The sequence below is a fragment of the Dermacoccus sp. UBA1591 genome (genome assembly GCF_002322065.1).
In the GTDB taxonomy this organism is placed as follows: domain Bacteria; phylum Actinomycetota; class Actinomycetes; order Actinomycetales; family Dermatophilaceae; genus Dermacoccus; species Dermacoccus nishinomiyaensis.
This window is the reverse complement of record NZ_DCNR01000110.1, coordinates 111062-126025: the sequence shown is the minus strand read 5'-3', so window position 1 is coordinate 126025 and position 14964 is coordinate 111062. Positions and strand designations below refer to the sequence as shown.

The following is a 14964-nucleotide window of genomic DNA, read 5'->3' as shown; positions in this document are numbered from 1 at the left end:
TCCACATTCGCGAACGGCGTACCCATCTGCGATTTTCGGTCACATTCGCCTGTGCCACGGCCTGCCGGGCCGGCTCGAGCATCAGCGCGTCGCGCGAGCTTGCTCCGCCAGACGCGGCAGGTCGTCGAGGCTGACGGCGGCGAGGTCGGGGACGACGACGAGGCCGTCGAGCTGCGGAATCTCGACGAGATGCGGCACGGCGAGCGTGGGGACGCCGGCCGCGACGGCCGAGCGCACGCCCGTCGCCGAATCCTCGATCGCGACGCACTGATCCGGGCGCAGGCCCAGCTCTGCCGCGGCCCGCACGTACGCCTCCGGGTCCGGTTTGCCCGCGCTCACCATGTCACCGGTGACGACGACCTCGAACGTCCCGGCCGGCAGCGCGTCGACGAGCACCCGCGCGAACGACTCGTACGACATCGTGACGAGCGCGCACGGCATCCCCGCCTCGTGGGCGGCGAGCAGCAGCTCCTGCGCGCCGGGGCGCCACGGCACGTGCTGCTTCAGCTTCTCGATGACCTGCTCGAGCAGGATGTCGACGATCTCGTCCGGCGTCAACGGAATACCCGTCTGATCCTTGATCATCCGACCCGTGACGGGCAGCGCGTTGCCGACGAGCTGGAACGCCTGCTCCTCGCTCCACGACGCCCCGTACGACTCGATCAGGCCGCGCTCGGCCTCCATCCAGTACGGCTCGGTGTCGATGACGGTGCCATCCATGTCCCACAGGATCGCGCGGGGGGCATGCGAACCATGCGCCGCGCGCGAGGACGCCGATGAGTCGAGCGCGTCGAGGCGGGCGTCGAGATGGTTCAGGTGCGGCGTCGGGTTCACGCGTCAGTCCTCCGGGTCGTATCCGAGGTTGGGGGCCAGGTGGCGCTCGGCCTCGGCCATCGTCCATCCCTTGCGCTCAGCGTAGTCGGCGACCTGATCGCGCCCGATCCGCCCGACGACGAAGTACTGCGCCTGCGGATGCGCGAAGTACCACCCGCTCACGGACGCGCCGGGCCACATCGCGCGCGACTCGGTCAGTTCGACCCCGATCGACGCGGTCACGTCGAGCAGGTCGAACAGCGTGTCCTTCTCGGTGTGCTCGGGGCACGCCGGGTAGCCGGGCGCGGGACGGATGCCCTGGTAGCGCTCCCTGATGAGTTCGTCGTTCGACAGCTTCTCCCCTGCCTCGTAACCCCAGAACTCGCGACGCACACGCTCGTGCAGCCGCTCGGCGAACGCCTCCGCGAGGCGGTCGGCGAGGGCCTCGAGCAGGATCGCCGAGTAGTCGTCGAGGTCGTCCTTGAACGCGCGGATCCGCTCCGGCAGCTCCGTCCCAGCCGTCACGGCGAACGCACCGACCCAGTCGTCGGCCGCACCCGTAGGGGCGACGAAGTCGGCGAGCGAGCGGTTCGGCACGCCGTCACGGTGCGTGCCCTGCTGACGCAGGTGGTGCAGGCGCGCCACCTCGGCCGAACGCGACGCGTCGCCGAACAGCACGGTGTCGTCACCGTCGGCCTGCGCCGGCCAGAACCCGATGACACCCGCCGGGTGCAACCAGCCCTCGTCACTGATGCGGTCGAGCATCGTCTGCGCGTCGTCGTACAGCTTGCGCGCCGCCTCGCCCTGCGCGGGGTTGCTCAGGATGTCGGGGAAGCGCCCCTTCATCTCCCAGGCGGCGAAGAACGGCTGCCAGTCGATGTACTCACGCAGCTCGCTCACCGGGTAGTCGGTGAACACCCTCGTCACGGGGGCGCCGTCGACGGCAAGGGCCGGAGCGTCGGGAACGCCTGCAGCCCAGTCCATCTCGGTGACGTTGGCCCGCGCCTCGTCGAGCGTCAGCAACGGACGCTCGTCGCGCTTGGCCGCGTGTCGGGCGCGCAACGCGTCGTAGTCGGCGACGACGTCGGCGAGCAACGCCTCGCGTCGCTCCCCCGTCGACAACAGCGCAGCGACGACCGGAACCGAGCGCGAGGCGTCCTTCACCCACACGACGGGCTCGTCGTAGCGCCCGTCGATCTTGACGGCCGTGTGCGCACGCGACGTCGTCGCGCCGCCGATGAGCAGCGGCTGAGTGAAGCCCTGACGCTGCATCTCAGAGGCCAGGTGCACCATCTCGTCGAGCGACGGCGTGATGAGGCCCGACAGCCCGATGATGTCGGCGTCGTGCTCGCGCGCAGCGTCGAGGATCTTCTGCGGAGCGACCATGACGCCGAGGTCGATCACCTCGTAGTTGTTGCACTGCAGCACGACGCCGACGATGTTCTTGCCGATGTCGTGCACGTCGCCCTTGACGGTGGCGAGCACGACGGTGCCGTTCGTCTGCTTGCTCGTGACGCCGCTCGCTTCCTTCTCCGCCTCGATGAACGGGATGAGGTAGGCGACGGCCTTCTTCATGACGCGCGCCGACTTCACGACCTGCGGCAGGAACATCTTGCCGGCGCCGAACAGGTCACCGACGACGCCCATGCCGTCCATGAGCGGGCCCTCGATCACCTCGAGCGGACGCTTGCCCTCGGCCTCCAGCTCGGCGCGCATCTGCTCGGTGTCGGCTTCGACGTGGTCGTCGATGCCCTTGACGAGCGCATGCGTGATGCGTTCGCGCACCGGCAGTTCGCGCCACTGTTCCGTCTTCGCTTCCGCCTGCTCACCGCTCGAGTTGTACTGTTCGGCGGCCTCGAGCAGCCGCTCGGTCGCGTCGGCGCGCCGGTTGAGGACGACGTCCTCGATCAGCTCGCGCAGTTCGGGGTCGATCTCGTCGTAGACGACGAGCGCGCCGGCGTTGACGATGCCCATGTCCATCCCCGCGGCGACCGCGTGGTAGAGGAAGACGGCGTGGATCGCCTCGCGCACCGGGTTGTTGCCGCGGAAGCTGAACGACACGTTCGACACGCCACCGCTGACGAGGGCGCCGGGCAGGTTCGCCTTGATCCATCGCGTGCCCTCGATGAAGTCGACGCCGTAGTTGGCGTGCTCCTCGATGCCCGTGCCGATCGCGAAGATGTTCGGGTCGAAGATGATGTCCTCGGCCGGGAAGTCGACGTCGGGGCCGGTGAGGATGTCGTAGGCCCGCTTCGTGATCGTCTTGCGCCGCTCGAGGGTGTCGGCCTGGCCGTCCTCGTCGAACGCCATGACGACGATCGCCGCGCCGTAGCGCTTGCACAGCCGGGCGTGCTCGATGAACGGTTCGACGCCCTCCTTCATCGAGATCGAGTTGACGATCGACTTGCCCTGGATGCACTTCAGCCCGGCCTCGATGACCTCCCACTTCGAGGAGTCGACCATGACCGGGACGCGGCAGATGTCGGGTTCGGAGGCGATGAGCTTGCAGAAGCGATCCATCGCGGCGACGCCGTCGATCATGCCCTCGTCCATGTTGACGTCGATGATCTGCGCGCCGTTCTCGACCTGCTGACGGGCGACGGACAGCGCCGTCGCGTAGTCGCCGTCCTTGATGAGCTTGCGGAAGCGCGCCGAACCGGTGATGTTCGTGCGCTCACCGACGTTGACGAACAGCGAATCCTCGTCGACGGTGAACGGCTCGAGCCCGGACAGGCGCAGGGCGGGCGCGACGTCGGGCACGCTGCGCGGGGCCGTGGCGGCGACCGCGTCGGCGATCGCCCCGATGTGATCGGGCGAGGTGCCGCAGCATCCGCCGACGAGGTTGACGAGGCCGTCGCCCGCGAATGCGGCGACGGTCTGCGTCATCGCCTCGGGTGTCTCGTCGTACTCGCCGAACGCGTTGGGCAGGCCGGCGTTCGGGTAGCAGGAGACGAAACAGTCGGCGATGCGCGAGAGGTCGGCGACGTAGGGGCGCATCTCGTCGGCGCCGAGCGCGCAGTTGAGTCCGACGGCGAGCGGGCGCGCGTGACGCACCGAGTTCCAGAACGCCTCGCCCGTCTGCCCCGACAGGGTGCGGCCGGAGGCGTCGGTGATCGTGCCGGAGATGATGACGGGCCAGCGCCGCCCGCGTTCCTCGAACAGCTGCTCCAGCGCGAAGATCGCGGCCTTCGCGTTGAGCGTGTCAAAGATCGTCTCGATGAGCATGAGGTCGACGCCGCCGTCGGCCAGGCCGCGGGCCTGCTCGAGGTAGGCGCCGACGAGGTCGTCGAAGCTGACGTTGCGCGCGCCCGGGTCGTTGACGTCCGGTGAGATCGACGCCGTGCGGTTCGTCGGGCCGATCGCGCCGGCCACGAACCTCGGACGCGCCCCGGTGGTCACCGAATCGGCAGCAGTGCGAGCGAGTTTCGCGGATTCGACGTTGAATTCGTACGCGAACTCGGACATGTCGTAATCAGCCAATGAGATGCGCTGCGCGTTGAACGTGTTCGTCTCGACGATGTCAGCGCCGGCCTCGAGGTACTCGCGGTGGATGCCCTCGATGATGTCGGGCTGCGTCAGTGACAGCAGGTCGTTGTTGCCCTTGAGGTCGCTCGGCCAGTCGGCGAATCGCTCACCGCGGTAGTCGTCCTCACTCAACCCGTGCCGCTGGATCATCGTGCCCATCGCGCCGTCCATGACGAGGATTCGCTCACGCATGAGCGCGGCCAGCTCCTCGCTGCGATCCCCGCCTGCGTCGCGGCGGGCGTCGTGGTCGGTCGTGGTCGGGTCGGTTGCCTTGGAGCGGCTGCTCACGTGACGTCCCTTCGAGGGCGGGTGGATGTCGCATCATGCTATCGAGCGGCGTCGCCCCGCCTTGGAGCGTGCACGCCGTTGGCCGCATACTGGAATGTCAGGCCCTCGCCGCATCGTCGCCGCGCGCCCGATCCACTCTCACGACCTGCAGAAGGAGACACGCTGTGCGTCGTCACTTCGACCTCACCACGTCGACCCCACCGACCGTCCTCGTCGCCTTCCAGGGCTGGAACGACGTCACCGGCGCCGCGTTCGACGCGATGGATCACCTCGTCAAGGCCACCGGCGCGCGCCTGTGGGCCGACGTCGACCCGGAGGACTACTACGACTTCCAGGTCAACCAACCGCGCATCGACGTCGTCGACGGCGAGCGCCGCGTCATCTGGCGCACGACGGAGATCTTCCACACGCGACTCGACGCCGTGGGCGACGTGCTCATCGTCAAGGGCATCGAGCCGTCGTTCCGGTGGAAGGCGTTTCTCGCCGAACTGCTCGACGCCATCCATGCGAGCGAGCCGGCGCGCGTCGTGGTGTGCGGTGCGCTCGGTGGGGACACGCCGCACACGCGGCCGCTGCCTGTCACGCTGACGTCGCCGCAGCCGGCGACGCGTGAGGCGTATGACGCGAAGACGCCGACGTACGTCGGCCCGGCGGGCATCGTCGGCATTCTCATCGATGCGCTCGGGCGCTCGGATGTGACGACGATCGCGCAGTGGGTCGTCATGCCGCAGTACGCGCTGGGCAGCCCGCAGCCGAAGGTGACGTGGACGATGGTGCAGGGGTTGTCGAGACTGCTCGACGTCGCGCTGCCCGAGGGCGATCTCGAGGAGCAGGCGCGGGCCTGGGAGCGTGGCGTCAGCGAACTCGTCGCGCAGGACGGCGACATGACCTCCTACGTCGACACGCTCGAGCACTCGATGGACGTCACCGAACTGCCCGAGGCCTCCGGCGATGCGATCGCCGAACAGTTCGAGCAGTTCCTGCGCCGGCGGGACGGCGACAGCCGCCGCGGGGAGCAGGGCCCTGGGGGCGACACGGTCTGACGGGCCGTCGGAACGGCTGGCGTGAGCGGCATGATCGTGCCGAGTTTCTCGCGACGACGGCAGCAGGGGTCCTCGTCGGATCGTGCTGGTGTTGGCGCGAGCAGTGTGTTCAACCCCAAAGCGGAACGATCGTGTCGCTTCGGGTCGAATCGGCCTAGGACGAGTGCTCTGACGGCACGATCGTTCCGATGAAGGGTGCATGAGCCTGTTCAGGACGTGCGAGCGAGGCGGCGCAGCCTCGGCCTCGGCCAGATGGAGCTGCCCGAACTGGCTGATGTCTCCGAACGCTTCGTCCGCTCGCTCGAGCAGAACAAGGCCACGGTGCGACTCGACAAGCTCACGGCCGTCCTCGACGCGCTGGGTCTGGAGCTGCGTGCTGAACCCCGCGGGGGCGTCGGCGCATGAGCCCGCGCGCAGATCGCGCGCAGACGGCGGCGCTGGGTGCCGCTGAAGACCTCGACGAGATCGGGTTTGACGCCAGGCGTGTGCAGGACCTGAGCCGCGTCACGCGTCATCCGGCCCGGACGATGGCGGCCACCGCAGCGCGGTGACCGCCACCGGTAGCCCAGCGATACACGCTCAACCGCGCTGATGCACCGCGTCGAAGGCCTGGCTGAGGTCGGCGATGAGGTCGGCGGGGTCTTCGAGGCCCACGGACAGGCGCAGCACCGACTGTGACGGCTTCGCGTCCCCCTCCACGGGACGGTGCGTCAGGGCTGCCGGGTGCTGGATGAGCGTGTCGACTCCCCCGAGCGAGACGGCGTGCACGATGAGGCGGCAGGCCGACGTCACGACGGCGGCCGCATCGAAACCGTCGGCCATGCCGAACGCGAGCACCGAACCGGGCCCGGCCATCTGACGGGCCGCGATGCCGTCGACGTCGAACTGCGGCAACCCCGACCACATGACGGCGTCCACCTCGCCGCGCGTCAGCAGCCACTCGGCGACGGCGCGCGCGCCTTCCTGCTGCGCCTTGACCCGAATCGGCAGCGTCTGCAGCCCACGGTGCAACCCGTACGCGTTCGAGGGCGACAACAGCGCCCCCGTGATGGCGCGCACCTGACGCAGCCGCGGCGCCCACGCCTCGTCACACGCGACGACGCCGCCCATGAGGTCGCCGTGACCACCCATGAACTTCGTCGCCGAATGCACGCTCAACGTCGCACCGAGCGCGAGCGGCTGCTGCAGCACGGGCGTGGCGAACGTGTTGTCGACCATGACGGGCACGTCGCCCGCGGCGCGCACGACGGCCGCGATGTCGACGAGGTCGAGCGTCGGGTTGCCGGGAGACTCGAGGACGACCAGGCCCGTGTCGGCCTCGATCGCGTCGGCGATCTCGTCGACGCCCGCCCACGTCACCCGCGTGCCGAGCAGGCCAGTGGCGAGCAAGTGATCGGTGCCGCCATACAGCGGGCGGACGGCGACGACGTGCGGGGTGCCCGCCGCGACGGCCGCGAGTAGCACTGCGCTGATGGCGGCCATGCCGGTCGCCAACGCGACGGCCTCGTCAGCGTCCTCGAGCTGCGCGACGGCACGCTCGAACCGGTCGACGTTCGGGTTCCACAGGCGCTGGTACACGAGGGAGCCGTCGACGACGGGGTGCCCGCCCGTCGCGAGCACCTCGTACGAGTCGCCGCCGCGCTCGATGCTGAGCAGCGGGTACGTCGTCGACGCATCGAGGCTCGGCACGTGCACACCGAGGGCGGTGACGTCGTCACGCCCGGCGTGGACGGCGGCGGTGGCGAGTGATTCCATGTGATCTGTCACACAGGAAGAATGGAAGGACACAGCATCCGCTGTCCATCTGACTGAAGAGATCTCACGACGAAGCGAGCAGACGGTGAAACCTTCGAGTAGTGCACCGCGCTCCCCTGCGGAACGGGGGAATCGTCGTACCCGCTACGGGCCGTCGTGGCAACCCGACGCCACGGACCGTCGCATCGTCGAACTGCTCCTCGCGGAGGGACGCATGCCGAACGCCGAGCTGGCGCGCCGCATCGGCCTGCCCGAGTCGACGTGCAGCATCCGCGTGCGCACGCTGCGCGAGCAGGGCGTTCTCGCCGGTGTCCACGCCGACGTCGACCTCGCCCGGCTGGGGCGCGCCATGGAGGCGATGGTCGCCGTCCGGTTCGCCGGGCATCGACGTGAGCAGATGGACGCCTTCCGCGCAGCGATCGTCACCGTCCCCGGCGTCATCGCCGCCTACCACGTGGCGGGTGAGAACGACTTCCTCATCCATGTGTGCGCCGAGTCGCCGAACGCGCTGCGCGACTTCGTCCTCGATCGGCTCACCGGCATGCCGGGCATCGCGCAGGCGCAGACGAGCCTCATCTTCGAGCGGCTGCGCGGCACCGACCCGCTCGGGTGAGGTCGCCCTCGTCGCGCTCGATTGGTCGGATGAAGCCATGAATCCTGTGCGATCACCCCGCTCGACGTCGATGACCCCACCGCGATCGACGCCTGGAACGTCACCCTGCGCGACGCCCTGGCGGCCGGGCGCGAGCACCCCTGCGGGCGCACCGACCGGGCGGCCCGCGCGCAGGTGGCCGCCCACGAACCGGGGCACCTGCTGCACGGATTCGTCGCGCGACGAGGTGTCGAGATCGTCGGCGCCGCACTCATCGAACAGGAGGCAGGCGAGCCCGCTGAGGTGATGGTCGGGGTGCGCTCGCAGGCGCGACGACGCGGTTCGGCCCTCAGATGGCCGACGTCCCGCTCGGCGGCCTCACCCTGCCCGGCAAGCGTGACGGCGATGCCCGCCGCCGCGGGGACGAGCGTCACGCCGAGGGAGGGGTACCTGCTCGTGCGCGCCCTCGCCTGGCTCGACGGCCGGACGGCCGGGTACACGCAGATCCTGCTGGCGAGCGACGCGCCCCGCAGATCGCGTTGCAGGACGACACGCTCGTCGACCGTTCCTGCCGTCATGCGGGCGTCGCGCGGACGCTCAAGGTCGTCAATCTCGAGCACCTGCAGTCACTTCCGCAGGCGAGCGCGACGCAATGGGTCCAGACCTACTGCGCCGGGACGAACACCGCCATCCTCGCGCGCAAAGCCGCGCTGGGCTTTCGATGCGTTCACGTCATGACCGCGCTCGAAGGGCTCCCGGAGGCAGCTGCGCTCAGGCGTACCTGATCCGGTCGAGCAGCATCGCGAGCGGCTCGGGTACCTCGTCGGCGCCGAGCGCCGCGGCCAGCACAGCGGCCGCGTTCTCCTTGCGACCGGACACGGCGCGCGCGAACCGGCGCAGCTGATCCGCGAGCGGTTCGTCGGCCCACGCGGCCTGTGTGCGCAGCGCATCGAACTTGCTGCCGAGACCCGCGCCCTCGATGGCGGCCTTCGCGCGCTCGGCGCCGAGCGCGCGGATCAGTTCCCCCTCGAGGTCGGGTTCGCAGACGAAGAAGCCATAGACGGGCAGGTCGCTCGCGTCGAGCACGGGCAGCCCGTCGTCGGCGAGCGCCTTCTCGGACGCGCGGGTGTCGGCGGCGTCGCAGAGCCCGACGACGTCGGCGTCGGATCGGATCTGCCGGATCTCGCCGAGGACACGGCCGACGTTCGTCGCGCCCTGCAGGTTGACGAGTTCGACGTTCGGGCTCGCGAGCCCGTCACGCTCCATGAGGGCCGCGACGGCCGCGACGTCGCTCGGGCCTTCGAGCAGGACGAACATCGTCGCGGCGCTGGCCGGGCTGATCGTCGTGGTCACAGCTTGACCCCGAGCAGGGCGTCGACGACGTCGTGGATCTGCTGTGCGGAGCCGACGGCTTCTTCGCCCTCGGCTGCACACCAGGCGTCGATCGCGGCGAGCGCGGCGGGCGTGTCGAGGTCGCTGCGCAGGGCGCGGCGGACCGCTTCGATCGTGGGCGTCGCGTCGACGCCATCCGCCTCGATGGCGCGTCGCCACGTCGCGAGGCGCTCCTTCGCGGCGTCGAGCCGCGCGTCGGTGTACTCCCAGTCGGTGCGGTAGTGCTGGTCGAGCAGGACGAGCCGGATCGCCATCGGGTCGACGCCCTCGCGGCGCAGCACGGACACCTTGACGAGGTTGCCCTTGCTCTTGCTCATCTTCTCGCCGTCGTAGCCGACCATGCCCTGGTGGGCATAGTGGTGCGCGAACGGCGGCTGCCCCGTCAGCGCGTCGGCCTGCACGGCGCTCATCTCGTGGTGCGGGAAGATGAGGTCGGTGCCGCCGCCCTGCAGCGTGAAACCGTTGCCGAGGTGCTCGAGCGCGATCGACGTGCACTCGATGTGCCAGCCAGGTCGGCCGCGTCCGACGCCGGGGCCGCCGTCCCACGCCGGCTCTCCCTCACGCTCGGCGCGCCACAGCAGCGGGTCGAAGACGTCGCGCTTGCCCTCACGCTCGGGGTCGCCGCCGCGGTCGGCGAACACGGCCAACATCTGCTCACGGTCCCAGTGCGAGACCGAACCGAACGTCGGCTGCTGCGCGAGGTCGAGGTAGACGTCCTTCGCGCCGGCAGCGGCGTTCTCGGCGGCGGGTACGTCGACGGTGTAGGCGAGACCGCGCTCGAGCAGCCGGGCGACGTTGGTCGAATGCAAGGTCATCGACTCGACGACGCCGACGTAGTGCTGCGGCGGGATGACACCGAGGGCCTCCATGTCGCCGTGGAACAGCTCGATCTCGCTCGTCGCGAGCTCACGCCAGTCGACGCCGTCTCGGGCGGCCCGCTCGAGCAGTGGGTCGTCGACGTCGGTGACGTTCTGCACGTAGGTGACCTGCGCGCCCGCGTCGATCATGACGCGCTGGGCGATGTCGAAGGTGACGTAGGTGGCCGCGTGGCCGAGGTGCGTCGCGTCGTACGGCGTGATGCCGCAGACGTACAGCCCGGCCTGCTCGCCGAGATCGATCGGGACGATCTCACCGGCTGCCGTGTCGAAGAGGCGGACGTCGATGTCGGCTCCAGCCGGGGAGGCGACGGGGTTGAGCGCAGGGCGAGACCAGGATTTCACCGCCTCAGCCTAACGGGTACGACCGACGCCTCCGCCCGGCGGACGCGTCACGGCGAGGCCCTCGTGGGCTCTCACAGCGGCGGCCACGGCAGCGGGTAGCGATCGAGCGGCGGCTCTGGAAACACGCCGGCGGTGCGCAGCGCCGCCACGCGCTCGAAGAACGCCTCGACCTCGTCATCGTCGAGGTGTGCGCTGAGCTGCGCGCCGAGCCCGTCTCGCGCGGCCAGGAGCGCCGCGAGGGACGCGTCGTGCGCCGCACTCAACGGTTCACCGGCGAAGCCCCACAGGACGGTGCGCAGCTTGTCGTCGATGTGGAACGTCAGGCCGTGATCGATGGCGTAGAGCTGCATGTCTCCCCCGCCCGATGTGTCCTCGATGAGGTGAGAACCCTTGCGGTCGGCGTTGTTCGTCAGCACGTCCAGCAGCGCGACGTCGCGTAGTGGGTCACCGTCGTGGTGAGCGAGCACGAGGGGGCCCTCGTCGGTGTCGAACGCGGCGATCGCGTGCACGTCGTCAGTCAGCTCGTCCTCGTCGAGCAACGCCACCTGGTGCTGCTCGGCCGGTTCGAGCGGTCCGACCCAGCGCTGCAGGGATCCCTCGCCGAGCTGCGGGTCGACGTGCCACGTCGTCTCCGGAACGCAGCGCATGCCGGCCGCGGCGGCGACGAGGTAGGTCGCGACCTCGCGGTGCGCGAGCGTCTCCGACCGGAAGTCGCGCAACGGTTGCTCACCGCGCACGGGTTTGAACACGGCGCGCTCCCCCGTCGCCGTCATCAACCGCACGACGACGTTGGAGGCGTCGACGAGGCGACCCTCGATCTGCCACTCGAGCTCGCTCAGTTCGGGCGCGCCGAGCTCGAGCGGTCGGGAGGTGACGTCGGGCGTCTCGCTCACCGGCGTCGGTACCCGTTCGCGCGGGGGCAGACGTGGCCGCGCGGGTCGAGCGGTTCGTTGCACAGTGGGCAGGGACGGCGGCCCTGCGCGACGAGCGCGAGCGAACGACGCGTGAACTCGCGCGCGGCGGGCGGGGCGAGCACGACGCGCAGGCCCGTGATGGCGGTGATCGCGGCGCCCTCATCGTCCTCGTCCACCTCGGCGTCGAGGTCGTGGCACTCGAGCGCGAAGACGCGCTCCATCGGATTCCAGCTGACGCTCATGCTGCCGACGCGGAACAGCGGGTCGACGGGCAGTTCGAGCGGGTCGTTGTCGGGTGCGGCGGCCGGCTCGTCGCGGTCGGCGCCGACCTCGTCGAGCAGCTCTTCCAGGCGCTCGGCGAGCAGAGCCACCTGCTGCTTCTCGATGGCGACGCCCTCGACGCGGCGCGCGTCACGCACCTGCAGGTAGAACTCGCGAGAGCCCGGCTCACCGACGGTGCCCGCCACGAAGCGCGCGGGCTGGTTGAACTCGACTACAGACATGTCCGTGAGCCTACTGCGTCGCGCCGGTGGCGCCACCGACGGTGGATTCGGCGCTCGTCGAGCGCGCCAGACCGACGGCCTCGCCGAGGCCACCGGAGGTCACGTTCATCGCGAGGACGAAGGGGCGATTGCCGACGAAGCGGATGACGCTCATCGACGCGGGCGCGAGGACGATGCGCTGGAAGTCGTCGAGGTGCTGACCGAGCGCGTCCGACAGCATCGACTTGATGACGTCCCCGTGGCTGACGACGACGCCCACGCCCGAGCCGCCCTGCTCGTCGCTGCTGCGTTCGTCCAGCTCGCGCGCGAGGGCGCGCACAGCGTCGACGGCGCGTCGCTGCATGGCGAGCATCGACTCGTGCTCGAACTGCGGGCTCGGCGGGAACGTCACCTGCGACGGGTGTTCCTGCACCTGCTTCCACAGCTCCTCGCCGGCGAGGTCGCTGAGCTTACGCCCCGTCCAGGCGCCGTAGCGGCACTCGCCGACGGTGTCGTCGGTCTCGACGGCGACGCCGCTCGCCGCGCGCAGGGCGTCCGCCGTCTCCTGGCAGCGCACGAGCGGCGAGGCGACGATGCGCTCAGGCGTGCAGCAGGCGCTGATCGCCGCGGCGGCGGCGTCGGCCTGGGTGCGCCCCAGCTCGTCGAGATGGACGTCGGGGCTCCAACCGGCGAGGACGCCGGAGGCGTTGGCGCTCGTGCGCCCGTGCCGCAGCAGGATGATGGTGGCCACGCGACCAGGCTACCGGCCCGGCCGTCCATGACCCGTGTCGCGCCACGGCGCGGGCAGCGCGGTAGCGCAGAATACGACGGTGATCATCGACCAGGCCGTCTATCGCGGCGGCAAGCGCATCGACTGCGGCGACCTGCACGCCGGGCTCGCCGATCTGCGCGAGCACGACCACGGCTTCCTGTGGGTCGGGTTGAAGGATCCGACGGCCGGCGAGTTCTCGCTCATCGCCACGGAGCTCGGCCTGCACCCCCTCGCGGTCGAGGACGCTCTCGGCGGTGGGCAACGCCCCAAGTTCGAGGTCTACGACGGCATGGCGTTCCTCGTCATGCGCACGTTGCGCTACATCGAGGCGACGTCCGACGTCGAGACCGGCGAACTCATGGTGTTCGTCGGCGACCGCTTCGTCGTCACCGTCAGGCGCGGTGAGCCGACGCCGCTGGAGACGGTGCGCACCGCGTTGGAGCACGATCCGAGGCTGCTGGAGAAGGGCCCCGTCGCGGTCATCTACTCGGTCATGGACGCGGTCGTCGACAAGTACCTCGCCATCGACGAGGAGCTGAGCGACGACGTCCTCGCGATCGAGCATCAGGTGTTCACGCCGAGCGTGACGACGGACGTCAGCGACATCTACGAACTGAAGCGCGAACTGCTCGAGGCGCGGTGGGCTGTGCAGCCGCTCATCGAGCCGACGCGGCGCCTCGTCGCGTCGTCGTTCGTCGACGAGGGGTTCGCGCCGTTCTTCCGTGACGTGCTCGATCACCTGCAACTCGTCAGCGAGCACATCGAGACCTACGATCGGTTGCTGTCGGACGTGCTGTCGGCGTACCTGTCGCAGGTCGGCGTGCAGCAGAACAACGACATGCGCAAGATTTCGGCGTGGGTCGCCATCGCGACGGTGCCGACGATGCTCGCCGGCATCTACGGCACGAACTTCCACTCGGTGCCGGAGCTGGAGGCGTCCGTGCACTTCGGCGGCCGCGGCGGTGGGTACGAGTTCTACTACGGGTACTACCTGATGATCGCCGTGCTCGCGACGATCGGCGTGCTGCTGTGGCGCGCGTTCAAGAAGTCTGGATGGTTGTGATGGTGGTTCGCCACATCGGTGACGCGGCGCCGCGGGTGCCGACGCGCGTGCTCAACGGCAGCGGGACGCGTGTCAGCGCGTTCGTGCTCGGCGTTTCCGGGTGGGCCCGCGGCGTGACGGCGGAGAGCGCGCAGGAGATGGCGAGCACCTACCTCGCTGCCGGCGGGCACACGTTCGAGACGAATGACGTCGACGCGGGCGCCGCCGAGGTGCGGCTGCGTGAGGCCCTCGAAGGCCTCCGGCGCGAGGAGTACCAGCTCGTCGCGCGCAACGGCCGTCACGGAGCGCTCCCCTTCGCCCCGGGCCCGGACACCTCCCGCGCCGGCCTCATGGCCGCGCTCGATGCGACGCTGGAGCGTCTCGGCACCGAGCACGTCGACCTGTGGCTCGTCGAGGGTGACGACGGCGTCACCCCGAGCGTCGAGGTCGCCTCGGCACTCGAGTGGGCCGTCACGACGGGCCGGGCGAGCGACGTCGGCCTGAGCGACGTGCCCGCATGGCGCGCGGTCGACGTCAGTCACCTGCTCGCGGCGCGCGGCGTCCACCTCGTCGCGCACGCCGTCGAACATCACCTGCTGCGCGCCGACGCCACGGACGTCGTCGAAGCCGCCGCGGCGTGCGGCTACGGCGTCATCGCGGGTGCCGGGCTCGCGCGCGGCGTGCTGACGGGCAAGTACCGCCACGGCACGCCGGCCGATTCGCGTCGCGCCTCCGGCGATCTCGTGGCGAGCGGAGCCTCGCGTGAGACGACGCGCGCCGTCGTCGAATCACTCGCGACGGCGGCCGACGGCCTCGGCGTCCACCCCGCCGAACTGGCCCTCGCCTGGTCGTTGCACGCGCCCGGCATCGACGCCGTCGTCGCAGGTTCTCGCACCGCGGCTCAACTGCGTGTCGCGCTGCGCGCCGGCGAGCTGAGCGTGCCGCGCGAGATCGTCGTGGCGCTCGATGAGGTCGCCGGCGCCTGACGGCGGGCGGCCTTGGTCGTCAGAACGCTCGGCCCCCGTGGCCGAGCGTTCGGCCCAATGGGGCGTTCGCCTCAGCCGCGGCCGCGCGCAGAGCGGTGCTTTTCGTCGCCGCTCGTCTCGTCGTCAGCATCGTCGAGGTC

General features: G+C 70.1%; 15 protein-coding genes. 7 read left to right on the top strand and 8 right to left on the bottom strand.

The annotated features are described in order from the left end of the window. Positions 1-81 precede the first annotated feature (81 nt). A complete protein-coding gene (locus B2284_RS12690) occupies positions 82-834 on the bottom strand; it encodes an HAD family hydrolase (RefSeq protein WP_006947276.1) in 753 nt (250 codons plus the stop codon). A gap of 3 nt (positions 835-837) precedes the next feature. Then, positions 838-4626 (bottom strand): methionine synthase, encoded by a 3789-nt coding sequence (gene metH / locus B2284_RS12685; RefSeq protein WP_006947305.1) that lies wholly within the window; start codon positions 4624-4626, stop codon positions 838-840. Between the two features lie 164 nt (positions 4627-4790). Between metH and B2284_RS12680 the strand changes: the two genes are divergently transcribed. The 3 genes from B2284_RS12680 to B2284_RS12670 all read left to right on the top strand — a co-directional run bounded on the left by B2284_RS12680 (position 4791) and on the right by B2284_RS12670 (position 6220). Next, on the top strand, positions 4791-5669 hold the full coding sequence (locus B2284_RS12680; RefSeq protein ID WP_006947266.1) for a proteasome assembly chaperone family protein: 879 nt from the start codon (positions 4791-4793) through the stop codon (positions 5667-5669). Between the two features lie 195 nt (positions 5670-5864). Further along, complete coding sequence (locus B2284_RS12675; RefSeq protein WP_240742491.1) at positions 5865-6074, top strand: helix-turn-helix domain-containing protein; 210 nt, start codon at positions 5865-5867, stop codon at positions 6072-6074. Then, on the top strand, positions 6071-6220 hold the full coding sequence (locus B2284_RS12670) for a hypothetical protein (protein ID WP_160126205.1): 150 nt from the start codon (positions 6071-6073) through the stop codon (positions 6218-6220). The genes B2284_RS12675 and B2284_RS12670 overlap by 4 nt, the downstream gene beginning before the upstream one ends. A 28-nt stretch (positions 6221-6248) precedes the next feature. Here the strand turns inward: B2284_RS12670 and B2284_RS12665 are convergent, their stop codons facing one another. Then, positions 6249-7424, bottom strand: a complete 1176-nt coding sequence (locus tag B2284_RS12665; protein WP_040015112.1) for a trans-sulfuration enzyme family protein — start codon at positions 7422-7424, stop codon at positions 6249-6251. An 85-nt stretch (positions 7425-7509) separates the two neighbouring features. Here B2284_RS12665 and B2284_RS12660 point away from each other — a divergent pair, with 85 nt between their 5' ends. Together B2284_RS12660 and B2284_RS12655 are read left to right on the top strand one after the other, a co-directional pair. Beyond that, a complete protein-coding gene (locus B2284_RS12660; protein WP_006947262.1) occupies positions 7510-8037 on the top strand; it encodes an Lrp/AsnC family transcriptional regulator in 528 nt (175 codons plus the stop codon). Between the two features lie 332 nt (positions 8038-8369). Next, positions 8370-8801 (top strand): hypothetical protein, encoded by a 432-nt coding sequence (locus B2284_RS12655; RefSeq protein ID WP_170957190.1) that lies wholly within the window; start codon positions 8370-8372, stop codon positions 8799-8801. Here the strand turns inward: B2284_RS12655 and B2284_RS12650 are convergent. The 5 genes from B2284_RS12650 to B2284_RS12630 all read right to left on the bottom strand — a co-directional run bounded on the left by B2284_RS12650 (position 8788) and on the right by B2284_RS12630 (position 12775). Then, positions 8788-9369, bottom strand: coding sequence for a hypothetical protein (locus B2284_RS12650; protein WP_136788368.1), 582 nt, complete (start codon positions 9367-9369; stop codon positions 8788-8790). The two genes, B2284_RS12655 and B2284_RS12650, sit on opposite strands and share 14 nt — an antisense overlap. Continuing rightward, positions 9366-10628, bottom strand: coding sequence for a cysteine--1-D-myo-inosityl 2-amino-2-deoxy-alpha-D-glucopyranoside ligase (gene mshC, locus B2284_RS12645; RefSeq protein WP_074039307.1), 1263 nt, complete (start codon positions 10626-10628; stop codon positions 9366-9368). Before mshC ends, B2284_RS12650 begins: the two co-directional genes overlap by 4 nt. 71 nt (positions 10629-10699) lie before the next feature. Beyond that, positions 10700-11521, bottom strand: a complete 822-nt coding sequence (locus B2284_RS12640) for an SCO1664 family protein (protein WP_170957191.1) — start codon at positions 11519-11521, stop codon at positions 10700-10702. Then, entirely contained in the window at positions 11518-12045 is a 528-nt protein-coding gene (locus B2284_RS12635; RefSeq protein WP_136788370.1) for a DUF3090 family protein, read from the bottom strand. The genes B2284_RS12640 and B2284_RS12635 overlap by 4 nt, the downstream gene beginning before the upstream one ends. 10 nt (positions 12046-12055) lie before the next feature. After that, on the bottom strand, positions 12056-12775 hold the full coding sequence (locus B2284_RS12630) for an MSMEG_4193 family putative phosphomutase (protein ID WP_131941032.1): 720 nt from the start codon (positions 12773-12775) through the stop codon (positions 12056-12058). Positions 12776-12854: 79 nt separating this feature from the next. On the opposite strand from B2284_RS12630, the gene B2284_RS12625 reads away from it, so the two are divergent. Beyond that, the gene (locus B2284_RS12625) at positions 12855-13859 is read left to right on the top strand and encodes a magnesium and cobalt transport protein CorA (protein WP_136788371.1); all 1005 of its coding nucleotides are present in this window, start codon (positions 12855-12857) and stop codon (positions 13857-13859) included. Continuing rightward, positions 13850-14824, top strand: a complete 975-nt coding sequence (locus B2284_RS12620; RefSeq protein ID WP_136788372.1) for an aldo/keto reductase — start codon at positions 13850-13852, stop codon at positions 14822-14824. Before B2284_RS12625 ends, B2284_RS12620 begins: the two co-directional genes overlap by 10 nt. Positions 14825-14964 lie beyond the last annotated feature (140 nt).